Here is a 22,362-nt window from a genome sequence, read left to right as displayed (position 1 = left end):
GGTGTTAAAATGCTTCGTTTCAATTTAGACAAAAAGCTTTTTTCAATGATATTGCTTATATCATTGATATTCTTCTTACCAATTATCTTATCAAGTCACTATTACGTTGATGATTTAGGTCGTTCTATTTACGGATATTCAAAGTGGTCTGAGAACGGCAGGCCTCTTGCTGATCTTTTATTCCTATCTTTGAGCTTCGGGCCTCAGTTGCCAGACATATCTCCACTACCGCAATTGCTTGCCTTGAGCATCTTATCGCTGAGTGTCTACTTTTCTGCAAAAGCATTTCTCACTGAATTTGATGGATACGTTGCTGCCATCATTTCAATGGTTGCAATTTCAAGTCCATTCTTGTTGGAGAATATATCATATAAATACGATGCTTTCCCAATGTCGATATCCGTGTTGTGTGCAATAATTCCTTTTGCATTCAAAACGGTAAAATTAAAAAAACAATTTATATATTGCTTCACTTCTGTAATTTTAATTCTGTGCATCTACCAGGCATCAATTAACATATATATAATATTCGCTATTTTATACGTATTAAATCTATTCAGATTAGGCGAAACTCGCAATGGATTGTTATCAATAGTAGCATCCATTGGCGGATTAGGTATTAGTTATATTATATATTCAACTTTCATTTCACCATATTTTTTAGTTGGCAGTTATAATTTAAGGCATAGTGAACTTGCAACTTCAGGAATAAATGATGCCTTAACGGTTATATCACGTAATATTTCCGAATTTGGGAATTTGATAAGTCTTGTTGTTACCACACCATTCATAATCTTTTGTGGAGTGGTGTTAACATTATCTTTAATTGCGTTAATAAAAATCTCGCTTGTTAAATGCAGTTACTCTAAGCCTGAGAAAATAATGAAGCTTTTAGTCATTGTATTTTCTCCATTTGCAGTTTTGTGCATGATAACAGGACCCATGATGCTCCTGAGGGACCCAGTACTATCTCCAAGGGTTCTAATGGCATTTGGAACTGCGTGCTTCTTCTTTGCGGTTCTTTCCACCTGGGCGTTCTCTCGCACAAAGCTTTATAAATCATTATGCGGTATTTTATTTACAGTCTACGCCCTATACTCTTTAGGGGTTGCCTATGCTTACGCGAACTCACTTAACAATCAAGAAAAGTATGAGAATGCGATAATTCAATTAATGATGTCTGACTTAAACAGCCTTGGCTTGAGCAGTTATGAATTTATTGCTTTCAAAGGTGGAGTATCGTTGTCACCAGAAGTTAGGATGGCAGCAAAAAAATATCCAATAATTTCAAAACTTATACAGCCAACAATAAATAATCAATGGGTGTGGGGCCATACCCAAACGATGCATTTCGATTTGGATAAAAAATTTCAAAGCTTTGATTATCACATGTCGCTTAAATCGAGTTTATGTACATTTGAAAATGTCAGAAACTCTAATAACTATAACATTTTAATTGATAAAAAAAGCTCAACTATTGTGTTTGATTTCACGAAGAAAGAGTGTAAATAGTTTTTGAAAGCCCCCCCCAACATAATCTGCAGGGGGGGTATATTTAAATGCTGCTGGTATATGTAGCCCCCGAGAAAAGGTTTTTCCATACCTTGGTTTGCACCAACACCCTTCCAGCCCCACAGGAAAGAGAGGTATTCAGGTTATGTACGCTCGCACCATCTACGGATGTGAGAAGATCAACGTTACATGGGATATTGTGAACGCCTGGCGTTGTTTTGATAACACCGCCAGAGTTTGTGCCGATAGTGTTAAACCCGGTTTCCAGACTACCAGACAACGTAATTGCTCCACCACTTGCAAAGAATGCGGTCTGAGCGCCAGTATCGTTAATACGGCGACAGTTAGACATTCTCACCGATAGAGTTGAACCAGTAACCTGTGCGATACGGCCTTCGCCGTCACAAGTGTAATTTGTCAAGTTTAGCTCAGTGCCGCCAGTCATAGCAGATGTGATATGGTTCCACCCACGCTGGCCGCGTAGCTGATACACATTAACCCAGTTTGCGCGTGTTACGGTGCAACCTGCTATTAACCGAGCTATTTGACCATTGTTTGTACTTACAAAATTACATGCAACATTTTCAATGTTCATATTTGTTATTGTGCCACGATTCACAACAACGGCAGAGTTGGCATTATCCTGGAAAATTATATTACCATTCTTGATTGTCAGGTTATCTACGGCTAATGTTGACGCGTTATTTACGCCAAATATGGCGAACGCAGAGCGCGGTAAGCCGTCTATAACTAAATCGTGTATTACCGAGCCGAAGGTGCCAGCGAAATAGACGGATTGCTGTGCATCGTTTTGTGAGCGTAAGTTTCTGATCAATAACGTATCAACTTCAATGCTATACCCAGAGGTACCAAACCCCCTGTCATTAATCTCAATTGCTGCGAATTCTGACCCAGTGCTACCTGGCTTAGCAAAGATGTTTTCGATGGTCAGGTTTTTAACAACCGTCTTTGTTAAGTTTGCATCGCCCCAAACTCGAACAACACACTGTTCAGTATCTCCATAAATTCCTGAGATGCGGAAGCGAACAAAGTTACCAGTTCCATCTCCTGTAATCTTTACTGCGCAATGAGCGTAATTACAAAATAACCCTTCAGCGTCTACATCAGAAAAATCACCAGGCTCACTTATATTGTAATTTGCATAGTCACCAATAGTAAAAGCCAGCATATCATCGCCAGTTTTACCCTTAAGGTTCCGAATGTAGGCATGGCGGATTGGTGGCTGGCAGTGCAGTCCATCACTATTGGTGTCGAAATTCAATCCAACAGCAGTTAAGTATGTGACATTACAGACCAGCCATGCATATTTGTTAGCGCCAATAACCTTTATACCACCACCAATTTTTAGGCTGGTTATTCCTTTAAGGATTGACGCCATCGATCCAAGGCCGACAACAGTCTGATTGGCCCCATTATAATCGATTGTTCCTGAACCCCAGATCTCGATATACGCATCTACGGCTGAGCTATTTGCGTATGAATAGTTCTTGAAAACAGGTACATTTGAGCCGTTAGCAAGTTTTATCGTTACTCCAGGACCAATCCACAAGCGGGTTCCGCTTCTAAGCACCCATGTTCTATCAGTGATATATGTACCCGGCTTCTCGAAACGAATATCCCCGCCCGCGGCAAACATAGCATCCAGACCGGAGCCAATGATGTTTGTGGTGCTTGGTTCAATACCATACATCTGAGGAGTGCGGTATTGAATGGCAGAACCGACTGTACCAGCAGGATAGACAGATCCTACCGACAATCCAACCAACCCAGCCCCGCCTGTAGCCGCCAGCGCAGCACGCAGAGAAGAATCCCCTACCCCAATCCACGCCCCAGGCGCAATACCACCAGTGCTGGCTGGGGTTGAGTTAGCTGGAACCACTTTCGGGCCGGAGGCAAAGGAACCAGTCCATTTGTAATACTCACCGTCGGCGGTGTTCAGCAGCACCTCATTCGGGTTGTTGATTGTCGCGCCGGTGGTGAAGGTCTTCCCGGTAAGGATAACGTAACCGAAGGCGCTCATGGCCTGCTGCGCGAGGTAATTGATGCCCTCGATGGTGTAGTGCTTCTGATCAAAGCGATCAGTGTAGGTCCATCCCATCGAAGTGACGAACTCGTCAATTTTCCCTGCGTTAAATTTGAAATCGAACGGAGATTCGCTTGGTACTGGCAGATTGGTTGGTTGCGTGGCCATATTTATTCCATAAAAAAGCCCGGCGCGGTGGCCGGGTCTGGTTGGTCGGGACGGTTCTTATTGATAGATGGCGTCGCTGTATTCCGCGACTGTAAGAGATACCGTGTTATCGGTGTTCGGCTTGATGCTGTTGACTGTCCATAGCTGACTGTCCAGTTCCTCCACTGTCGCAATGAGATAGCGTGACGGGAGCTGCACAGTTTCTCCGTTCCATATGTTGAGCTGAATGTTGGGTATTGCCGCGGTGAATCCGTATTTCGTGTCGCTGCGGGCTGTCGCCGGATAGCGCAACGTGGGATTACCCAGACTGTCGGTCACCAGCACATACATCGAACCAGTAAACGTGATCGGCTCGCTGGTATCGAAGTTATTCCCGGCACGACCGGTGATGTATCCCTGTTGCTGGTTACTGTCGTAGATGTCAGGCATCTGAATGACGCTTCCAACCTGGATAATGCCGTCTTCGAACACCTTTGCGTTCATCTTCACGCGGGAGTAGATAAGTCGCTTCGTTTCGCGCAAAGCGCGTTCCCGCGCCTGGTACTCGTTACGGAAACCAACGATCTCCAGTTTGTTCGGGTTTTCCGCTTCCTGTTCGACGATAGAGCCATTCAGGACCCGGTAGTTGATGTACGTCTTGTTGTTCGTGGTTGGGTGAACATAGGACACCTGCACGCCGTCGTAGCCGCCAGGAAGAGTAGCCTCGTACGTCATTTTGTACTCGTCCGTCTTCATGTTGGCCCGGTTGAATACGGCCGCCGGGTAATCAACTTTCTGATCCCGGGTGAACGTCAGCACGCCGTCATCCCAGTACGCCACCACTGAAGCCGCGTTGCAGATCGCTTGTACACGGTCGCCCAGCGAGTCATTCTCATCATCAAACGTGTAATCGAAGTAACCCAGCCGTTCATCAGGCAGGCTTTCGGCGATTGAGTACAGCCCGTACAGGTCAATGCTGCTTACCGGCTGCTCACCCATAATGAGCCAGGTATGCGCCACCGCATCAGCGAACGAGCGCGACGGACGCAGCGTGTAATCTACCGCCTGCGTGTTTATGTCGTAGGTGATGGTATGGCGGGTCACCAGAGCGTTATATTTGCGCTCGCGGCTACCAAGGGCGTTCTCAGTCGCCCTCACCTTCACTCGTACCAGGGTGTCTGTCTGGTGAACGACATTGGTCCGGATGTTAATGCTGTGGATTTCCTCAACCTTCAGAAGGCTGGCATCGCTGGAGTTATCTGTGCGCTGGAAGCTGACCGCGTACTTCCCGAATCCTCCGGTCGGCGTGATTTTGTCGGTACGGTAGAATACTTCGCTGGTCGACTGGTGCGGTGTCGTCTGCCGGTACGTAAACGTCTGCTGAGTTCCAGGCACCTGGTTGTAGTCGTCGTCAATTTTCCAGATGACAACCTTCCAGTTGGTCTCTTTCTTCCCGCCGAGGCTGGACTGGGTATGCAGCCACAGTTGAGTTGACTCGACTGGCGAGAAGAACGGGCCAACCACCAGCGCCTCGTTATCGTTAAGGATGAATTTCGTGGTGTTAATCGTGGCATTCGCCGGGATGTCCTGCGGCCCCTCCAGCTGGTTCATCGTAAACGTGTACCAGCGCACCGGGTTAACAACCGCGCCATCGTTTGTTTCAACGGCGGAGATCAGCGTACCGGAGAATGTCGCATCGGTAGTGACGTTGCCGGAGGCGGTGCTGTACGTCACGTTGATGGTGAAGGTAACCGCGTGCGGCAGAACCAGCCCCATGAAGTAATCGAACTCGGCCTGCTTAACGATTTTCATCGCTATCTGGCCGCCGGAATACGTTCCGCTGACCACCGTGTTTGCCGTTGCTGTTTCGATCGGGAAGTCGCTGGCTTCGTTCTGCCCGGGAACCTCCTGGCCGTCAACGTCATCGAACCCGTATCCCTCGACGATCTGCGGGATAACTTCTCCTGGCTGGAAGAACTGGAATTCGGCACCAGCCAGAGAGCCCAGGCTCGATTCTGAGTAGCGCACAGACTCGTAATCGTATTTGCCGATCCCGATGCACATCCATTCAGTGACGTACTTCAGGCCGCCGTCTGTGGAAGTCTGGTGTACATATTCGAATACCGACTCCTGAATCAGATCCGGGTACGAACGGATCTGACCGTAGATGTCCGGCTTGGCCTTGTAAACTCGCGCGATATTTGTCTGACCGGTCAGGCTATTGTTGGGCGAGTCGACGGTATTACCGCCGTTGTTTGCTATAGCGGGCTTCGGCGCCAGGAAAGAAAATACCTGACCAACCACTTTAAAGATCGGGCTCAGGATGTCGCCGACAATGCCCTTTGGCTGGTCGAATATCTGGATGTGGTCCAGCTCGCTCAGCTCAAACGCCAGCTCATCATCGTCACCCAGCTTTACGCCATTGCGGACAATCAGCAGGTCACGGTGAAAGTTAGCGTCATTGGCCGCCAGCCAGTCATAAAAAAGGGTGCCGTTTGGCACCCTGCAACGCAGCTTAGGCGTTCCTGGAAAATTCGATATCTCAACCAGCGCCATATTCGAAAAACTCCACTTTGGTGAATGCCCGCTGAATGACCAGCAACGAGTCCATGCGCACGCTTCCGTTCTCTCCACGCGAGTGCAGCGCCTGCCGGTTCAGTACCAGGCCAACGTGCGCTGGTTGCGCGCCGCGGTACCCGACAAATATTCCCCCCTCGACTGGCTTATCGACCTTGCGCCAGAAAACGACGTCTCCCTGATAGCAGGTGAAGAAGTCCTCACCGGCTTCGTAGTCCGGCGTCTGGTGCAGCTCAATGCCGAGGACATGGCGGTAATACAGCACGCACAATCCCCAGCAATCGACTTTCTCGAAAGAGCAGGCCCGGTTCGCCCACGGCACGCCGATGACCCACCGGATAAAATCATCTTTATTCATGCGCGTGCCTTATAGGTACTGGAGTCCAGTGTATTCGCGGGGATCGTATAATCGCCCAACATTGTTGTTCAGCGGGTTCGTGACGGACAGAGTGACAGATGCGGAGTCAGCGTCGATATCCACAGTCTTGACGTACAACTGCCAGGACTTAATCGGCACAGACACATCGCCGCTGTCGAAGATCTGCCGCGTGGCCGTGATGGCAGTCAGCCTGGCCGCACCCTTCCACTGTTTCATCAGCGCTTTGATATCCGACGACAGCCGCCCTAACTTCACCGTCGCGTCGATAACCGGAGTACCGCTCTGCTGGCTCTCTTCGATTTCAAAGCGCGCTGGCGTGTACGCCTGTCCGCCGAGCGTCTTGGGGAAGAACTGCTTATCGACAAGGCGAACGTAACCAAAGGATGGATGGTAGAACGTAATGGTGTCGTACAGTCCGCGCGTCGGGCGTTGCTGCTTATACTCCCTGAAGCTCGGCATTACGGCACCCTCGGTAGTGATTCCGGATCGCGCCCGTCCGGATAACCCGTGACAACGATATCCAGCCACGAATCCCACGGCGGCGGCAGTTCAACAATGATGTCGTCAAACTCGTCATCGGCGTTGTACAGGTGGTTGGCAATAACGGTTCCTGTCCATGTCACCACCCCGCCGTCGATACTGGTTTGCACCGGCATCTGCGTGAAGTGAAGCTCTTGCAACTGGAGACCACTGCCGCCCAGATTGATATTCATCCGGAACCAGTTCAGTCCCCGGTTGAGATAGTTCGGGCTGCGCAGCCACTGCTGAAAAGCTCGCTCCTCAGCCAGGGTAAAGATCCACGTCAGAGACCAGGTCACTTTCAGGTCGTCGGTAAGGTTCTGGAAGATAGCCGGGCCGACCGCTGGCTGATCGGTCTGGAACCCGGTATCGAGCGTCATATTTTTGCTGGCCTTCTGCGCTAGCGGCAACCAGTCGGGATAGTCGATAATTGGCATCTAAACTCCAGGCATTAAAAAACCCGCCGGAGCGGGTTTGCTTAATCAACAAGCCGGGGCCCGGTTGGTGCCTCGTAGATATTGATTTTTATGTCAACGATTTCGCCATTATTGGTAAATTCCAGCTCTTCCCCAGCAGGCGTTATGCCCTTGATAGTTGATCCATCACTTAGAGTAAACACAAACTCTACCGCCCTGTTCGGGCGTATCCTGTGTGGTTTACCTATCTCAGTTGGTATTGACTGCACTTCGCCCGGCTCAATTACCACGTAAGTCTCCTTATCCCTGACCGTTCGGGGTTCTTTTCACGTTGAAATTACTGGTTATACCCTGACTTATCGGGCCACCATTGTTCAAATCCGCGATAATCGTAGTGAGGGTAATACTACCATCTGAATTCACTGTACCCTGAGAATCAACGGTAGCAGAGGTGTAATTCTGCACGATATTGTTGATTATTACACCACTTCCGCTCTGCATATCCTTATTGCTGATCACCCGACCGTTGTCACCGGGTATCATGTATTGCTTACCGGTACTGGCCTGGTAAATCTCCGGCTTCCCTCGCTCACCGACCTGATACATGCTTCCCGCTGACACAGGTCCGCCATTGTATCTGGCCCCAGCCAAAGCCAGCCCTTGAGCAAGCCCAACGGTAGATGCAATACCAGCCATCGCAGGCGCTGAGTTTGCGCCAAAGGATGCCAGGCTGGCCAGCGCTGCGGCTGGAGCCCATGCGGCCGCCGTCGTGGTAGCCATACCGACAGAAGCAGCGGTAGAAGCTGCGCCCAATGTCTGACCGATAATGAAGTTTTTGAGAGCCTCAACTCCAACCTGGACTAGCGCATTGACCACGCTGTTCAGCATCGTATTCCCGAGCGAACGCATAGCATCCTGCGCTGACATCGTTCCGGTGATCAGCCCGGTTAACGCATTAGATGCATTACCTGAAAACGCATCCACCGCGCTTGTCAGCATTTCATAACCAAGACCTTGTTGACTGAGCAATTGCCACTGAGCGGCTGTCATCTGCTCATTGAACTGGTTTTCCTGCGCAGTCTTTAAGGCAAGGTACTGGGCATCGGTAGCTGCCTTTGCAGCAACGAACTGATCGTAATTTATTTTCCCTTTTTGGTAACTTTGCTGGAGTATCGCCTGTTCCTGCTGCTGATATTGCTGCATCAGGGCTAACTTCTGGTTATTTTCGTTCACCAGTTGCTGTACCGGGTCAACTTCGGCTCGGGCAGAAGCTACCGGATTGACTGTGGCCTGGGCGTTAATATTGGCGAGGTTATTCTGGTGTTCGAGCGCCATTTTCTCCGTGGCAGCGTTATACTCCTTGAGGTCTATTTTCCCAGCGTTCAGTGCGGCCTTCAGATTTTGCATGGATTCGGCGTAGGATTTATTCTCCGCCTGCAAAGGCATTGCCTTAAGTGCTTCTGTTACCCCTTTGGCTGCCGCTGATGCATCCCATGCTTTTGATGCATATTCACCGGCCTTTTTGATTTGCTCCTGGGTTGCAGAATTACCCAGTGACTGCTGAGCACGTAATATCGCCTGCTCTCTGCTTAGCTCCTCCGTTGAATCAGCTGCCAATTCTGACTGCTGACGCAAATTTTCAAGCTTATTTGCAATTGATTCGGACTGCGCCTCAGTTTTCTTGCCGGTTTTATTGCTTTCCTTTCTTGCCTCGGTTACTCGGTAAGTCTCCGCATATTCATCCTGAAGGGTCTTGATGCGTTTCGGATCCTTAACCCCAGCGTCGGCAGCATCATACTGAGCCTGAAGCCTTGCTCTTGCCTCTCCTTCCAGTTTGGCTAGAGCGAGCCTGCGCTCAGAGTTTTTTACCAGCTTTGATGTTGCTGCATCGTCTCCGCTTGTTTCGGTCTTGAATCCTTGGTTGTTCTTAGCATCACTTGCTGCTTTAGCTCTGATATGAGCAATTTCACCTTCGACCTGCTTTAACTGAACGGCGGCCTGCGCACGACGAGTCTGGAATACGGAGTCTGTCTCATACCAGCGCTGACCATCCTTAAGCTCGGAGTTTAATTCTTGTTGTAGCTTGATAAGCTTCGGCATTCTGGAAGAATCACCGACATTTTTATTGTAGTAATTAAGATTATCAGCAACGCTTTGCATCAACCCCGCCAGGGTCGAGGTCAAGCCAATCGCCTGATTGATGTCGTTAATGGCGTTTTTAAATGCTACGTCCAGGCTATTTTTCGCCCTGTCGATATTGACAGGCATCTTGTCGAACTCTTCGTTAACAGACTGGGATTGTTTTTGAATAGCGTTAAGGGCATCTTCAGCCGTTAACTTGCCCTCCAGCATTCTCTTGCGGAGATCACCAATCGATATTCCAAGTCCAGACGCAATCTGGCGAGCAAGCTCTGGCATTTGCTCAAGGATGGTGTTGAACTCCTCAGCCCGGAGAGTGCCGCCGGCGATTGACTGCCCGAACTGGCGAAGTGCGCTAGCCATTTCCTCAGAGGATGAACCGCCTATGGTGCCTATCTTTTGAAGCGTCGAAGTAAGCGCAAGGATCTGAGAGTTTGTTGCACCAGCGCTTTTTAATGCTGTGGTCAGTGATTCCCACAAACGCTCTGTTTCAGAAAGGCTGTTACCTGTTTGTGATGCAATAGCTGAAAGAGCTGACATAGTCTCTTTCGCTGTATCAATACTTGGGCTGAGCCTGGTGATCCTGGCCTGCAAGGTAGCCATCTCATCACCAATCGCAATCAGCCTTTTGGCCGTCTCGATGGTGAAAGCTGCGGCAATCGCCACTCCTACTTTATTAAGCGCCCCCTCAAAGCGGCTAACCGACCCGGATGCTCGGTCGAAATTGGAGCCCATTTTATCAAGCCGATCGTTTACTTTACGCTGTGCTTCAATAAGCTCTGCTACGTCCATTTGGACTTGATAAACAATATTCCCAACCTGTTCACTGTTGGCCATGCTTTTCTCCGGGCATAAAAAAACCCGCCGGAGCGGGTTTTAATGTTCAAGTGTTTATTACTTACATCTATTTGGAATGTCTTTTTCTGCAATCTCACCTTGCTTTGTGAGATCGTAAATTGTCGGATCGTCTATAGAAATCTGGCTTGCCTTTTCAACCACAGGGGCAATAAATACCAATGAGGCTTTATTATCACCTTTGGTCACTTCAGCCTTGCCGCATACGTTTCCAAATCTGGCGTACACTGTGTCTCTGTCGTCAGGGAAGAAATTAACTTCCTTTAATGAAACGACTTTTACGTCTTTTGGAAAGAAACCGCTTTCTGCTCTTTGTTTCACAGCATTGACAATTTCTGCATCAGTAGCCGCCATAACACAAGGTGCAGCGAGCAGCGTTCCCAATAAAATTAATGTACGCATCTTTCTATTCCCCATTGGTAAAAGTGGAAATATCCTAACCAGGAATAGCACAGTTGCAACGGAAAAGGATGATTTATTGTTCTCAGGGTATCGTTGTATAGAAGGTCGGTTACTTCTTTTTCGCATTCTCGCGTCGAACCGCCTGTTTAGCCAGATATTCGTCGGCGATGCTGTCGTACTCTTCGCGAGTGAACCCTTTCTGCTCAGGGTATTTCGCCGCTAGCAGCATCTGAAATTCGGTCATAGTTAGCTTTGACGCCTCATCACGACTCATGCCAAAGTGGCTACGCGCCGCGCTGATGTAGTCGAAGGCTTTAAATTCAGTGGTTCGCTCGCCTGTTTCGTGGCGCTGCAACTGGCGAACCTTTGCTTTGCCAACGATACCGTGCTGCATGAGGTGCTGAGCCAGCACGATGATGTCGTTCTTCGGCATCTTTCCAGGTCGGTATACAACGCAATGTCGCCACCCTTTCCATTCGCCGATCATGGACGTCAAGTCTTCATCGCAGCACGCCTGTAACACCTGCATGCACGTGGATAAAAGCTTCTCAGCGGCACGGTTGAAAGAGGGGGATAGCCATTCAGGAAATCGTCCAAAAGTGCTCGAGCACGCTTCAGTGAGCTGAGAAACCTCAATGCCGTGGATGATGGCGTACGCCTGCACAATCTCTTCCGGAGTGCCGATCCTCGTCATGGCCTCAAATGAAGGTCGGAGCAGGTAATCTTTTCCGCCTTCGCGACTGTCGCTGACGGAGATTTCGCCGATATCGGTTAAAACGGTCATAGTCATTCCAGTAAACGGTCATTATCAAGGGCAGCACGCCGCCCTTTGGAATGTCCGTTAGGTAACGGTAACCGTATGCACGGCCACAAAGTTTCCGTCTTCGGTGTTGATGATGATCTGCGCGCTACCGGTGGCGACGCGCGTCACGGTGACGGTGTTTCCGGAGACAGTGGCCGTTGCTTTGGTCGCATCGGTAGTCGCTACAGTGAAGTCTTTATTGGTTGCCCCGGTTGGAGCGATATTCACCGTGAAGGTGCTGGTACCGCCCGCGGCGCCAGTGCTGGTTGCCGGAGATACGGTCACGCCAGTCACCGCTACGGCGGTCACTTCGTTAACTTCGATCGTACTCGCGTCACCGACTTTGAACTCGGTACTAAATGTTACGATGTCATTTGTACCCCCGTCAGAGCTCAGCGCCGTAATGTTCATGTAGCCGACGAATTCTACCGGGCCGTAGTCCATGCGTACCCAGATTCCGGGCTGGCGCTTAGCCTTCAGCTCATCAGCGAAATACTTGATGAACTTGCCGACACCGTACTGATCCAGTTTGTCCTTCTTGCGCACCTCACCCTCGAAGCTCAGGGTGAAGTCACTGTTGGTGATGATGGTCTCGACATAACCGCCGCCGTCATCCGCATCAGAGGTAACCGAGTTCGGGTTGAAGTCGAAGCCTTTCGACGTACCAGCGGCCAGCGCCATCCACTCACCTTCGAGTGGCTTGACGTCCGGGCAGCCATCGGCGACTTCCAGCACGACCGCACCGCCGAACAGGCGCTCGTTCGAGTTCTGGCAATTAGCCATGTGAAACTCCTCTTTGACGTATAAAAGAAAACCCGCCGGAGCGGGTTATTTGGTTGGGAATGGCTATTCGCCGTAAGTGCAGGCGAACTGGAGTCGGAAGACTATTCGCCCTTCTTCTGTGAGCACCGGCGCGGGAATTGCGCCCATGTTCTGGATGTAGCCGACGCACTCGTCAGCCATAGGGTTGGCCTGGACGTAATCGACGATGCGCTGCACGGCGCTGAGCGCGTCTTTTCGCTTGTCTTTTGCGCCGACGACGTCGACAAGTACGTAATATTCAGAACCAAGATCGGTACGAATTGCTGTTCCGCCGCTTGGCCTGAATACCATGACAGCCTTCGACAGATCACCAGGGTCGTCGTACATCAACTGCTGCACTGCGAAACCAGTCGTTAGTCCTGCATCTCCGAACATGTTTCGCACCCGCTCGTGCATCAATGGCGTCATAGCGAAAGTTCCTTCTTGATAGCCCTGTCAACGTCTGAGCGAGTATTATCAACGGCCCTCTCAAGGAATTTCGGCTCGCCGGATGGGTCCCAATAATTACCGCCGCCTTGCGATACTGGTCTTGGTCTTCCCTTTAAAGTGCCTTTAGACTCATGCACATATACCGCATAGTTGGCGGAATAACCCACACGGCCAGTAACCATGGTTCCGTTAACCTTCACATCCAAAAACTGAGAGTTTATGAGGTTTGATGTCTTGCCGACAGGAGTCATTCTGGCAGCTTCCGGCGCTATAATTATCAGAGCCGATCTTATGGCTCGTATAACCTTTCTGCTCTGAATGTCACCAATAAAGCGATCCAGATTGGCTTTAGCCTCTTTGACGCCCTTCACTTTAATGCCCATGGCTACACTCCCGTAATTATCGCCCAGTCATCTTCCAGACCGTCGAGAGTGTCGTTCCAGCGCGTCACGTGACGGACCTCATCAGCACCTGCTACGACCGGATCCTGCTCAGCACTAACACCAATCAGGATGTAATCGCCCTCATCAGCTAACGCATACGCAGTAAAGAAGGTGTTTTTTACGACAACCTCTTTACCGATGGAGCCGAGCTTTGCAGACAGGCCGCCGATGTAGTCGCACATGATGGTTTCAGGCGGTTCATATGGGTCGACAGGATCGCCCCACTCGTCATTACCGCCCGCTCCCTTACGCCATATCGTGCACGGCTTGTTGTATGACCATGAAGCAGTAGACGACATCAGCCCTCCTTCCAGCGCAGCACCTTCGCGCCGGTCGCCCGGATGCGCGCGCAGTTGATGAACCACTCGCCGTCCGATTTCACGTAGCCGGTAGTCTCCCGCCCGGTGTCGGTCATCACCCATACGCGGGTAAACGAACGCGGCAGGCCTTGCTTAACTGATTTGTACGTCATCAGCAGCCCCCGACCACCATGAACAGGCCGACACTATTACCAGCGCTGATCGGTAACTCACCGGTGCATCCGCTGGTATCGAGACGGGCCAACGAGTCGCGCAGCCAGGTAATGCTGTCGTCACCATATTCAAACGAGCGGGACGCGCCAGACGGCGCACCCTGCGATTTGATGCGGCGCGCGCCGGACGACGTAGCCATAAGCGCGGCGGCGTACATCAGGATCAGCTTCGAGGTGCAGTCGTCATACCCTGCACCATCGAGGCACGGGATGATCTTGTTTACCACGCAGAGAATCGGCTCCAGCAGCGCGCCCGGGATGGAGTAACCCAATTCACCGAGGAACGCCTGCACGTCTGCCGCTGTGATTGGGTCAGCCATGGTTATTTCGCCTTCTTGATTGCTTCCGCCAATGCTGCTTCGGCTTCGTCAGCGCGTTTGGTTTCTGCTGCCAGTGCGTCGGCGTGAGCCTTGTCTTTAGCTTCACCATCGGCGATTAGCTTTTGGTTCTGCTCCAGTGCGTCGGCGAGTTGCTTTTGCAGGACAGACAGATCTCCTGACGGCGATGACGGCGTAGCCACTTCGAAGGCAAGCTTCTCGCCTTTCTTCTTATCGGTCTCCTTCGCTTTGCCAGTGCTGATCCAGCGCTCAGCTGTTGCATCGTCCACATCCACCACTGAACCAACCTCCAGCTTGCGGAGGTTGGCACCGGCGTGCAGGTTGCTTGCCACGATTTCTACCAGTGCCATGATTTATCCTTAGCTTGATGCGTGAATTACGGAGTATTTGTTGTTGATGTCCTGCTTGACCATCAACCCCATTGCACCCCAGGTGCGCCAGATGTAGTCGCTGTTGTACTCCGGACGCGGAGATGCGACGGTACCGATAGCCTGGCCGACGATTGGAGCAATGACGCCAGCAGACAGCGGAACGATGACGATTTCGTTACCTGACAGTTGGCTGTCTTCTTTGATCGCTGCAACACCGGTCAGTTTCAGGATTTCATCCATGATCGTGCCGGACTGGAAGTTGTCGGAGAAGTAGCGTTCCAGGTTGGAGATGATTTCGCCGGATACATACCAGGTCTGCTCTGCATACTGGTTGTTTACGCGACGCATCTGATCACGCAGCGCGATTGCCCCGGCGCGGATAGCCTGAGACGTTGCTGTGCCAGAGGTGAAATCGATGTTAAGGCCGGAAGCCCCTAGGTCGATCTGTGCTACACGCTCATCGTCACGCAGCCCTTTCCAGGTCAGGCCGTCGAATACTGCAAAGTTGCCAGCCTTATCGCGGAAGCCGTTGAAAATGTAGTCAACGTAACGACGCTGAACATCTTCAACCGAACCACGCTGCGCATCAGCCTGCGACTGCAATGCCTGCGGGCTGTTGAAGATTGGATCACGCCATTCGAACTTAAAGCCCGAGTCGTGGATAGGTACCATGGTGCCATCGAAGGAATAGCTACGAGCATCGAGTGCCGCGCCGACCTGTCCGGACATGGAAGTGTGAGCCCAGCCGCGGCCACCGGTACGAGCGTAGTCGTAACGAGACTGTTCGATTCGAACGGAGCGAGAAAGCGGCATTAGATCGTTCAGCAGAGTGAACTCGGTATTCGGCTCGAACTGCTGAAGAACAGTTGTGTCGAAAGCGCGATACAGGCGACGAATATCGTCAACTGCGTTCACCGCATCGAGATAAGGAGCGTTTTCTGCATCGCCACGGAACTGAGTGCGCGCCAAGAAATCCGCTGCTGCCTGAGCACTGGCGTTTCGCTCAATTTCAAGAGCGCGCCATTGCGCCTGATTTACCGCGAGGTTACCGGTCTTTTCACCGATAGACTTGGAGAATACAAACATATCCGCTCCTTATTTGATTACGACACGAAGCAGATCGCCTGCCGCCGCTGTGTATGATTTGTCTTCCTCGACGTAGCAGCGCACTGACTCATCGCCAGCAGCCACCTTGACTCGACCGTTTGCAATAGAGAGCGCCTGTCCCTTGGTGTAGGTGCCGGCTGCGGCACGAACGTTGAGGAACATGCCCGGCAGAGGCTGAATACCTACGACAAGCTCGCCAGCAGGGATAGCGTCGTCCACTGACAGGCAGCGCAGATAGTCTTTGTTGGCCACATACAGAATTGCAGCCTCATTGCCATCCACAGAGGCAGTGAACTTGTCCGCTGCACTGAAGAAGCCAATGGTACCCGGCGGAGTAGATGCCGCGGCCGCGCCTTCACGGTTAAGCAGCGGATTAGGGAACACGCCGCCGGCGTGGATGATATGCTTTCCGTCTTTAGCCATTTTTTACTCCGGCATTTCGCTGACTGATTGGGTGTTAGTAGCCTGATGGCGGAATGCACCGTTCAGGCCAAAAGATGTCTGGCACTTGGCATACATGGCGTCGAGCGCCTTACCGTCCAGATCTGCGACTTCTTCATCGCTCATGTTCATCGCCAGCTTCACAGCCGCGCGCTTTTCGCCTTTCTCTTTGTGGGCGTTCGCGTTCAGGCTGTTGAAAACGACGTCCACGCGATCGGCGAGTGTTTTCGCCCACGCTGGCATCTCTTCGTTATTTGTAGCCTGCTCTTTTTTCTTGGGCTTGCCGGTTGCCGGGTCGATTTCTTCGTCGCCATTTTTCTTGGCGGCGGCTTCGTCGGCCTTCATCTGGTTGTATGCGTCCATCAGCTCGGCGTCGGACTTGCCTTCGGTCGGCTTACCAGCGGCTTGCAGCGCATTGATAATCAGTTCTTTCATCGGATCGTTCTCTCCGTTGGTTTTAATCTCGTACTCAGGTTGTTTGCGCACGACTTCTACAGGTTCGCCGACGAATTGGGCCTTGCCGTCATCGTCGATGATGTACTTCTGTTTGAAATAACGGGAATCATCCCGGTATACGAAGGTGTCAGGCCATACCGACTCTGGCCAAAGCCAGTTGTCATCAGATCGACCCTCTCGCAGCTTTTCACTGATTGCGCGCTGGATGTCGTCGAAGGAAAAGTTGGAGGCATTGGTAAAGAAGAATTTGGTTTTGTTGATCAGGCCATCGCGGGTGCAGTCGATTCCGTCAGCCAGGCGGGCAACTTCGATCTGCTGCTCATCACCTTCTGAGTTAACGAAGATGCCAACGCCCTCCTCCGGCGTTCCGGCACCTGGCTCATCAAGCAGCACAGCCACATGGTCAAACATCATGTTTGTGGCGATTTCGTTGTACTTTTTCCCCTTCGACTCGCCGTTGGCTGCTATGCCGGAATACAGCAGGCCGGTGGAGATGTGGATCGGGTCGGAGTTGGTGCCGGCCAGCATCTCATCCAGGCGGTTAATCAGCCGCTTACCCTTCTCGCTCGACTCGGCGTAATGGCGGTTAACGTACATGTCGCCCGTAACCTTCCCGTCTTTGTGGCTGACGTTCTGTAGCCAGGCGCCGACGTGGTATTCGTTCACCGCCCTGACATCGCGCGCCGATACATGCTTGCCGTCCACTTTTGGGTGGCCCAGCGGCATCGGGTTACGTTCAAGCGTGTTGTAGGCCTTTTCGATTTCTGCTGCCGGGTACAACTTCCGGTTCATCACGATATCGTCCACGACAGGCGTGATGCCGCGAACCACGATATGTGGCTTGCCGTCGATGGTTTCAGTGGTGATGTTTGAAGCGGAGTTGACGACGGTCAGCACGTTAACGCGGTTGCGCTTCATGCTGGGTCCTCGTTAGTGGATTTCAGGCAATAAAAACCCAGCACTATGGCTGGGTCGCTAATGGTTTAGGTTGCTCTGAAACTTACTTGTAGTTAATTTACCCGATTGAATGCGGTAATGATTACTGCGTCAGGCATTACCATTCTTTGTTTGGCTATTTCTTTTGCTGTATTCATAAAGAAAACATCCGGCTCCAATCTTTCAGGATCGGCTACAACTGTCGATCCTGTAAGGTAGACCTGTCCATTTTTCAAGATTTGGTAAGCTACGAAATATTTGTTAAGCATGACTACCTCTATCGCTCTGAATGAACGGTAATTATGCCCCTTCTTTCCAGCTTATCCTCTCTTTTTTCAGCTTGTCCGCCAGCCCTTCATTGAAAATGCTGCCGTCATCGTTGAGCAGCACCGGAATCTGGCTGCAATAGCAGTTGTACCGGTTGCCATTCTCAGCGTAGAAGTCGCGTACCTCTTCTGTGGTGTAGACCTTTCCGTGACGGCTGGCGTGCCAGGTGCGCGTAGTTGGCTTGAGCGCCGACAGCCACAGCAGGCCGGTATTCAGCCCCAGCCGGTCAGCAGCCCAGTCCGTTTCATTCCACTGAGCCCGCCGCAGCGCGCCGACCTGCTCGGTCTGAGCGATGTTCTTTGCTTTCGACATGGACACATCGATGCGCTTACTGATTACGCTGGCCGTCTCGCGTGGGTTTACTCCGCGCGCCACCGCGTCAGTGATGATGTTGGTCAGGTCGCCGCGGGCTGTATCGCTGATGACCTTCCAGTCACTGAACGTTGTCAGCCTGGCCGCCGCAATCTGGTTCAGGTAGCCCGGGCTGCTTAAAAGCTGCTGTAGCGTAGTCTGACTGGCGTATACCTGAGACTGCACCGACAGGTTGGTGAAGGCGTTTAGCGTGCCGCGGTCATATTCCGCAATGACGTAGTCCATCGCCCATAGGTTCTGACTGCCGCCTTCAAGAAGCTCATCATCCAGAATCGACTGCACCACCTGGAGCAGATCGGCCAATTCAGCAGCGGTCATGTCATAGACGAACTTACCGGCATTGACTTGATACAGCGAAGGTTCTGCGCCCTCGTTGTTGCACATCATCCAGGACTGCTGTGCGTTCGCCTCACGCTGCTGCCCAGTCAGCCGCAGATCAAACAGAGCCTTAAGCCTGCGCTTGATGTTCAGATACCGGTCTTCGATATCATTGAACATCCTGCTGACCTGCCGCGAGGACTGCGTAGGGTCAGCTTTATTGCGTGGTACGATCGGCGTCCCGATTCTGGTTTGCGCTGTCATCATCATCTGTCAGCGGATCCTTATCGGTTTGCTTTACATCAGGGTTAGGTGGCGACATGACCTTGCGAGGTTCCAACTCACCGACTGCGCGGATTTCGTTTTCATCCACTGCCGGAGTGCCGTATGCCTGCTGAGTATCTTTCGCCACGACAGCCATTGCCTGCATGTTGGCAATCTTCTCTTTCTCACTCGGAGCGAGAAGATCAGACCATGCCAGCGTAACCTCTCCGGATGAAGGCGGGTCAATGACACCTACTGTCCAGAAGCGCTCAAGCACGCTCTCTACAATCGTTGACTGGAATCCCCATCGGCGGCCGTTACAACGCTTCGCCCAGTCTGTTTTGTCCTCATCGGAGGCAAGTCGTCCCGTCTGTTGACCAAACAGTATGGTGAACGGGCACTGAATCGAGGATGCAAACTCGTTGGCGGCCACCGTCCATGTAGGGGATGGATCGGCGGCTGCTACGGAAAGCACCGACGGCGTGCCGGCCTGCATTACCAGGGCAGCATCTGTGCCACGGTTCATCTTGGCGACTTTGTCGTTAAGCGCTTCGCCCAGGTCTTTGTAGCCGGCGTCTGTGGCTTGCTTTGATAGATTCGCTATGCCAGTTTCTTTATCAAAAGCTATCGCAAGTTGGCGACTAGCGTTCTTCAGGAACCCTTCTGCACTACCACCAGAAACCTTTTCGAGGTCGAGCAATTTGTTGAAGCCCGCGCGCAGGAAAGGCACGCCAGAGAGCATGTTCTCGTCTTCTGAGCCTTCGCAGAGGATGATGATTCGCTCGGGGTGTACGGTAACGCCGCGCACCGGGCCGTACGTGCCATCATCACCAACGGGCTGCTCGTTGAAGTTGTACGAAACTGGCTGGCCGTAGGTTTCTGAAAGCGTGTCAGTATCGAAGTTGCCCGGCTTGATCTGCGATTCCCACGCGGGGATCAGCTTAACGATGGGTCCGTTACCGATATTCCTCAGAGATTTAACCTTCGCTCGGTCTACCGGCTCGTGCCATTCTCTGCCGTCCCGGAACTGAATGAGCAATGCCGAGTACCGGCCAACAAGATTGCGGCGATCCGCATCCTTAATTTTCGGCCAGTGCTTCTTCAGCATCTTAGTGGCTGACTTTTCCCAGTCCGTTGTCTCGGTTGACTCCTTTCCGCCGTCGCCGTCGATGATCGTCGGGTTATCAACCCAGCACGAATCGAGAAGCTTATGGACTGCGGCAAACGCCACCGCGTTGCGCTCGTAGGCCCGGTAGTAGCGGTCGAACTCGAGACTGTTTGGATAGCCAAACTCATCCCACAACTTCGTGCGTTTGGTATTTCCCGGCTGGCCTGCGTACAGCATGCGCTGCCGCCCGATAGCATCAGCAAGGGCATTAACGAGGAATGAAACCTCGCTTTGTTGTTCACTCACTGATGAGCTCCTTAGAAGAATACTGCGCCGACCTGCTTGTGATTGTTCTTCGCTACTGCAAAGTAACGGAAGCCGTCAGCACCGTGTGATGTGAAGTCATGAAGCGGTTTATCTTTCCAGCACCCGCGCTTGTCGTCCCACTCCTTGCGGTAGCCCTCGAGGTGAGATATGCCCTCGGCACACTTCTCCTCATCGAATACACAGGACGGAAGGATTTCGCGCACCGACTCAATGCCAGTGTCTATTCCCACTTTCGGAACCACCTGAAACGTCATGCTGTAAACCTGCCCGTCGATTTCATACCCTTCACGGGCAAGTTCTCTGCGGGATTTGGCGTCAGCACCGAATTCACGGTTATCGATGTCGTGCGGCCCCCAGTGCTCACCGTACTCATAACCCCTATCCTTCAGCACCTTCATGTAGTGCCGCAGGCCTTCACCAGAGTTTTCGTAGTAGTCGATGATATGGAACTCTTCGCCAACCTCGCGAACGAACCAGATCGCCGTTGAGTCACCCACACCGATATCCCAGAACGTGTGTACCGGAAGGTGCGAGTTATCAGGGATTTGGCCGATCCGCTTGTTGGTATAGAGCCAGCGGAATTGTTTGGCGTAGTACGCGCCCTCGACCGACTGCTGGAACGCCTCGGCCGGAATGGTCGGGTATTCGCGCTTCATGTCATCGCCGAGCGTTTTCTCTTTGGCGTAGTACCAGGCTTTCTGGCGTTCGTTGACGACTACGCCGTGCTTAGCCTCCATCTCGGCGAAGTACTCAAGCAGGCGCGCCGGCAGCGATTCAACTGGGTCGATTGCGTACTGCGGGTTCTTCCACCAGGAGAAGAAGAAAAACTTCCAGTCCAGTGCGGATAAGGGCTTACTCTGCAACAGTGCTTTCTCTGCCGCCTGGCAGTAATCAAAGAAGTAACCCGCCCGGCCCTCTGCTGTGCTTTCGATGGTAGCGAAGCATCCAGTCGATACCGCCTCAAACGCACCAGTGACGATCTCACGGGCTTTGTCAGGATACTTGGCGCATATCTTCCCGAACTCGGAAACGTGCAGGTAACGCAACGTACCACCACGAAACGACGTACTGACGTATAGCGAGCCGCCCTTCTTAAAGACCAGCTCACCAGACGAGTCATTGCTCGCCGGGTTGGCCGCCTTTATCTCTGCTGGCAGCTTGTCGTATGCGTACTTCACCTTTTCGCGGAACAGGCGCTTTGCGTCATTCAGCGTATGGGCGATCAGCGCGCATTTAGCCGACTCGAACAGGGCTGCGTCGAGCTGGATGATGCACACCTCAGTTGTGAAACCGAGCTGACGAGCTTTCAGGATGATGTTACGGGTGTGGATCCCATCGAAGTATTCCCGCTGCTCAGGCGTCATCCTGAACCGCGTCGGCTTTCCCTCTTTGTCGGTGATCCAGTAGAGATTGTTCAACCGCCAGTCTTTGTCAGCCAGCAGCTTGAGGTGCTCAGGTTTCATTACGCCCCCTGAGACAGTGAATCCATCAGGTTAGACAGGTCATCAACCGTCTTATTGCCTTCCTCGGTGTCGAGGTTATACGCCTTGCGCTCAGCGTTTATCACTTTGATTTGAGCATCGACACCGGCAGTGATCGAGCGAGACATTGAGGCGTGATTCTCTTCCGTGATATCTGCGTCTTCGAGGAAGTCGCGGAGCTTATTTGTGATGCCGCGCCATGCCGCCAGACTTTCCCGATGAGCCATGACTACAGCAGCCGCCTCATCGGAGGCCTGGTCAATAATCTGCTCATCAGTAACCACCGGTGGCTGGTTACCGTCTTTGGTTACCGACTTGGTTACCTTGGCTTTCGTTGCCGCCCTGACCTTTTCTGTCAGGTCGCGCTGCCATCCTTCTTTGTTCGCTCTCTTCAGGATGGTGGCATGGTTAACGCCATGCTTTTCGCCGATTGCCCTTACTGACAATGAACCAGCCCGGTAAGCCGATTCAATGGCCTCCCAATCTGGTTTGCTCATT

General features: G+C 51.9%; 25 protein-coding genes. 1 reads left to right on the top strand and 24 read right to left on the bottom strand.

Going from position 1 to position 22,362, the window contains the following annotated elements; all coding sequences use genetic code 11:
- Positions 1 to 9: 9 nt before the first annotated feature.
- Positions 10 to 1,512: a glucosyltransferase domain-containing protein gene (locus O1721_RS09645; protein WP_479953800.1), complete on the top strand. Its 1,503-nt coding sequence runs from the start codon at positions 10 to 12 to the stop codon at positions 1,510 to 1,512.
- A 43-nt stretch (positions 1,513 to 1,555) separates the two neighbouring features.
- On the opposite strand, the gene O1721_RS09640 is transcribed toward O1721_RS09645, so the two are convergent.
- The 24 genes from O1721_RS09640 to O1721_RS09525 form a co-directional block, all read right to left on the bottom strand.
- On the bottom strand, positions 1,556 to 3,724 hold the full coding sequence (locus O1721_RS09640) for a tail fiber/spike domain-containing protein (RefSeq protein ID WP_047357461.1): 2,169 nt from the start codon (positions 3,722 to 3,724) through the stop codon (positions 1,556 to 1,558).
- Positions 3,725 to 3,781: 57 nt separating this feature from the next.
- Positions 3,782 to 6,259 carry a host specificity factor TipJ family phage tail protein gene (locus O1721_RS09635; RefSeq protein ID WP_479953798.1) on the bottom strand — a complete coding sequence of 826 codons (2,478 nt, stop codon included), beginning with the start codon at positions 6,257 to 6,259 and terminating at the stop codon, positions 3,782 to 3,784.
- Complete coding sequence (locus O1721_RS09630; protein WP_289449091.1) at positions 6,246 to 6,638, bottom strand: NlpC/P60 family protein; 393 nt, start codon at positions 6,636 to 6,638, stop codon at positions 6,246 to 6,248. Before O1721_RS09630 ends, O1721_RS09635 begins: the two co-directional genes overlap by 14 nt.
- Positions 6,639 to 6,647: 9 nt before the next feature.
- Positions 6,648 to 7,118: a hypothetical protein gene (locus O1721_RS09625; RefSeq protein WP_479953795.1), complete on the bottom strand. Its 471-nt coding sequence runs from the start codon at positions 7,116 to 7,118 to the stop codon at positions 6,648 to 6,650.
- A complete protein-coding gene (locus tag O1721_RS09620) occupies positions 7,118 to 7,615 on the bottom strand; it encodes a hypothetical protein (protein WP_045332028.1) in 498 nt (165 codons plus the stop codon). Before O1721_RS09620 ends, O1721_RS09625 begins: the two co-directional genes overlap by 1 nt.
- A 41-nt stretch (positions 7,616 to 7,656) precedes the next feature.
- Positions 7,657 to 7,884 carry a hypothetical protein gene (locus tag O1721_RS09615; RefSeq protein WP_017693207.1) on the bottom strand — a complete coding sequence of 76 codons (228 nt, stop codon included), beginning with the start codon at positions 7,882 to 7,884 and terminating at the stop codon, positions 7,657 to 7,659.
- Positions 7,885 to 7,894: 10 nt separating this feature from the next.
- On the bottom strand, positions 7,895 to 10,570 hold the full coding sequence (locus O1721_RS09610; protein ID WP_479953793.1) for a tape measure protein: 2,676 nt from the start codon (positions 10,568 to 10,570) through the stop codon (positions 7,895 to 7,897).
- Positions 10,571 to 10,627: 57 nt separating this feature from the next.
- Positions 10,628 to 10,990 (bottom strand): hypothetical protein, encoded by a 363-nt coding sequence (locus O1721_RS09605; RefSeq protein ID WP_032668722.1) that lies wholly within the window; start codon positions 10,988 to 10,990, stop codon positions 10,628 to 10,630.
- A 109-nt stretch (positions 10,991 to 11,099) separates the two neighbouring features.
- Positions 11,100 to 11,774, bottom strand: a complete 675-nt coding sequence (locus O1721_RS09600; protein WP_059452784.1) for a DUF6246 family protein — start codon at positions 11,772 to 11,774, stop codon at positions 11,100 to 11,102.
- A 57-nt stretch (positions 11,775 to 11,831) separates the two neighbouring features.
- Entirely contained in the window at positions 11,832 to 12,575 is a 744-nt protein-coding gene (locus tag O1721_RS09595; RefSeq protein ID WP_063142546.1) for a phage tail tube protein, read from the bottom strand.
- Between the two features lie 63 nt (positions 12,576 to 12,638).
- Positions 12,639 to 13,022, bottom strand: a complete 384-nt coding sequence (locus tag O1721_RS09590) for a phage tail termination protein (RefSeq protein WP_048984796.1) — start codon at positions 13,020 to 13,022, stop codon at positions 12,639 to 12,641.
- Entirely contained in the window at positions 13,019 to 13,426 is a 408-nt protein-coding gene (locus O1721_RS09585) for an HK97-gp10 family putative phage morphogenesis protein (RefSeq protein ID WP_059452793.1), read from the bottom strand. The genes O1721_RS09590 and O1721_RS09585 overlap by 4 nt, the downstream gene beginning before the upstream one ends.
- Before the next feature lie 2 nt (positions 13,427 to 13,428).
- A complete protein-coding gene (locus O1721_RS09580; protein WP_032665488.1) occupies positions 13,429 to 13,785 on the bottom strand; it encodes a hypothetical protein in 357 nt (118 codons plus the stop codon).
- On the bottom strand, positions 13,785 to 13,958 hold the full coding sequence (locus O1721_RS09575; RefSeq protein ID WP_047058802.1) for a hypothetical protein: 174 nt from the start codon (positions 13,956 to 13,958) through the stop codon (positions 13,785 to 13,787). Before O1721_RS09575 ends, O1721_RS09580 begins: the two co-directional genes overlap by 1 nt.
- Positions 13,958 to 14,338 carry a DUF7370 family protein gene (locus O1721_RS09570; RefSeq protein WP_048245854.1) on the bottom strand — a complete coding sequence of 127 codons (381 nt, stop codon included), beginning with the start codon at positions 14,336 to 14,338 and terminating at the stop codon, positions 13,958 to 13,960. The genes O1721_RS09575 and O1721_RS09570 overlap by 1 nt, the downstream gene beginning before the upstream one ends.
- 2 nt (positions 14,339 to 14,340) lie before the next feature.
- The gene (locus O1721_RS09565) at positions 14,341 to 14,706 is read right to left on the bottom strand and encodes a hypothetical protein (RefSeq protein ID WP_048245855.1); all 366 of its coding nucleotides are present in this window, start codon (positions 14,704 to 14,706) and stop codon (positions 14,341 to 14,343) included.
- Positions 14,707 to 14,715: 9 nt separating this feature from the next.
- Positions 14,716 to 15,813: a major capsid protein gene (locus O1721_RS09560; RefSeq protein ID WP_048245857.1), complete on the bottom strand. Its 1,098-nt coding sequence runs from the start codon at positions 15,811 to 15,813 to the stop codon at positions 14,716 to 14,718.
- A gap of 9 nt (positions 15,814 to 15,822) precedes the next feature.
- On the bottom strand, positions 15,823 to 16,257 hold the full coding sequence (locus O1721_RS09555; protein ID WP_032648633.1) for a hypothetical protein: 435 nt from the start codon (positions 16,255 to 16,257) through the stop codon (positions 15,823 to 15,825).
- Positions 16,258 to 16,260: 3 nt separating this feature from the next.
- Positions 16,261 to 17,649, bottom strand: a complete 1,389-nt coding sequence (locus tag O1721_RS09550) for a DUF2213 domain-containing protein (protein WP_048245858.1) — start codon at positions 17,647 to 17,649, stop codon at positions 16,261 to 16,263.
- Between the two features lie 92 nt (positions 17,650 to 17,741).
- Positions 17,742 to 17,936: a hypothetical protein gene (locus O1721_RS09545; RefSeq protein ID WP_047058631.1), complete on the bottom strand. Its 195-nt coding sequence runs from the start codon at positions 17,934 to 17,936 to the stop codon at positions 17,742 to 17,744.
- Between the two features lie 31 nt (positions 17,937 to 17,967).
- The gene (locus O1721_RS09540; protein ID WP_169810610.1) at positions 17,968 to 18,948 is read right to left on the bottom strand and encodes a phage minor head protein; all 981 of its coding nucleotides are present in this window, start codon (positions 18,946 to 18,948) and stop codon (positions 17,968 to 17,970) included.
- Complete coding sequence (locus O1721_RS09535) at positions 18,902 to 20,362, bottom strand: DUF1073 domain-containing protein (RefSeq protein ID WP_047058635.1); 1,461 nt, start codon at positions 20,360 to 20,362, stop codon at positions 18,902 to 18,904. The genes O1721_RS09540 and O1721_RS09535 overlap by 47 nt, the downstream gene beginning before the upstream one ends.
- Positions 20,363 to 20,373: 11 nt before the next feature.
- Positions 20,374 to 21,846 carry a terminase gene (locus tag O1721_RS09530; RefSeq protein WP_047058637.1) on the bottom strand — a complete coding sequence of 491 codons (1,473 nt, stop codon included), beginning with the start codon at positions 21,844 to 21,846 and terminating at the stop codon, positions 20,374 to 20,376.
- Entirely contained in the window at positions 21,846 to 22,361 is a 516-nt protein-coding gene (locus O1721_RS09525) for a hypothetical protein (RefSeq protein WP_047058639.1), read from the bottom strand. The genes O1721_RS09530 and O1721_RS09525 overlap by 1 nt, the downstream gene beginning before the upstream one ends.
- Position 22,362 lies beyond the last annotated feature (1 nt).

The organism is Enterobacter cloacae complex sp. HYC033_NIDB (genome assembly GCF_056673335.1).
This window is presented reverse-complemented; position numbering and strand designations above follow the sequence as displayed.

Coding starts and splice junctions, on each gene's coding strand:
- O1721_RS09590 (WP_048984796.1), bottom strand. CDS start 13,022: ATGACGCCATTGATGCACGAGCGGGTGCGAAACATGTTCGGAGATGCA.
- O1721_RS09630 (WP_289449091.1), bottom strand. CDS start 6,638: ATGAATAAAGATGATTTTATCCGGTGGGTCATCGGCGTGCCGTGGGCG.
- O1721_RS09605 (WP_032668722.1), bottom strand. CDS start 10,990: ATGCGTACATTAATTTTATTGGGAACGCTGCTCGCTGCACCTTGTGTT.
- O1721_RS09595 (WP_063142546.1), bottom strand. CDS start 12,575: ATGGCTAATTGCCAGAACTCGAACGAGCGCCTGTTCGGCGGTGCGGTC.
- O1721_RS09530 (WP_047058637.1), bottom strand. CDS start 21,846: ATGAAACCTGAGCACCTCAAGCTGCTGGCTGACAAAGACTGGCGGTTG.
- O1721_RS09640 (WP_047357461.1), bottom strand. CDS start 3,724: ATGGCCACGCAACCAACCAATCTGCCAGTACCAAGCGAATCTCCGTTC.
- O1721_RS09570 (WP_048245854.1), bottom strand. CDS start 14,338: ATGGCTGACCCAATCACAGCGGCAGACGTGCAGGCGTTCCTCGGTGAA.
- O1721_RS09645 (WP_479953800.1), top strand. CDS start 10: ATGCTTCGTTTCAATTTAGACAAAAAGCTTTTTTCAATGATATTGCTT.
- O1721_RS09545 (WP_047058631.1), bottom strand. CDS start 17,936: ATGCTTAACAAATATTTCGTAGCTTACCAAATCTTGAAAAATGGACAG.
- O1721_RS09525 (WP_047058639.1), bottom strand. CDS start 22,361: ATGAGCAAACCAGATTGGGAGGCCATTGAATCGGCTTACCGGGCTGGT.
- O1721_RS09555 (WP_032648633.1), bottom strand. CDS start 16,257: ATGGCTAAAGACGGAAAGCATATCATCCACGCCGGCGGCGTGTTCCCT.
- O1721_RS09540 (WP_169810610.1), bottom strand. CDS start 18,948: ATGACAGCGCAAACCAGAATCGGGACGCCGATCGTACCACGCAATAAA.
- O1721_RS09610 (WP_479953793.1), bottom strand. CDS start 10,570: ATGGCCAACAGTGAACAGGTTGGGAATATTGTTTATCAAGTCCAAATG.
- O1721_RS09565 (WP_048245855.1), bottom strand. CDS start 14,706: ATGGCACTGGTAGAAATCGTGGCAAGCAACCTGCACGCCGGTGCCAAC.
- O1721_RS09585 (WP_059452793.1), bottom strand. CDS start 13,426: ATGGGCATTAAAGTGAAGGGCGTCAAAGAGGCTAAAGCCAATCTGGAT.
- O1721_RS09600 (WP_059452784.1), bottom strand. CDS start 11,774: ATGACCGTTTTAACCGATATCGGCGAAATCTCCGTCAGCGACAGTCGC.
- O1721_RS09580 (WP_032665488.1), bottom strand. CDS start 13,785: ATGTCGTCTACTGCTTCATGGTCATACAACAAGCCGTGCACGATATGG.
- O1721_RS09625 (WP_479953795.1), bottom strand. CDS start 7,118: ATGCCGAGCTTCAGGGAGTATAAGCAGCAACGCCCGACGCGCGGACTG.
- O1721_RS09560 (WP_048245857.1), bottom strand. CDS start 15,813: ATGTTTGTATTCTCCAAGTCTATCGGTGAAAAGACCGGTAACCTCGCG.
- O1721_RS09575 (WP_047058802.1), bottom strand. CDS start 13,958: ATGACGTACAAATCAGTTAAGCAAGGCCTGCCGCGTTCGTTTACCCGC.
- O1721_RS09550 (WP_048245858.1), bottom strand. CDS start 17,649: ATGAAGCGCAACCGCGTTAACGTGCTGACCGTCGTCAACTCCGCTTCA.
- O1721_RS09635 (WP_479953798.1), bottom strand. CDS start 6,259: ATGGCGCTGGTTGAGATATCGAATTTTCCAGGAACGCCTAAGCTGCGT.
- O1721_RS09620 (WP_045332028.1), bottom strand. CDS start 7,615: ATGCCAATTATCGACTATCCCGACTGGTTGCCGCTAGCGCAGAAGGCC.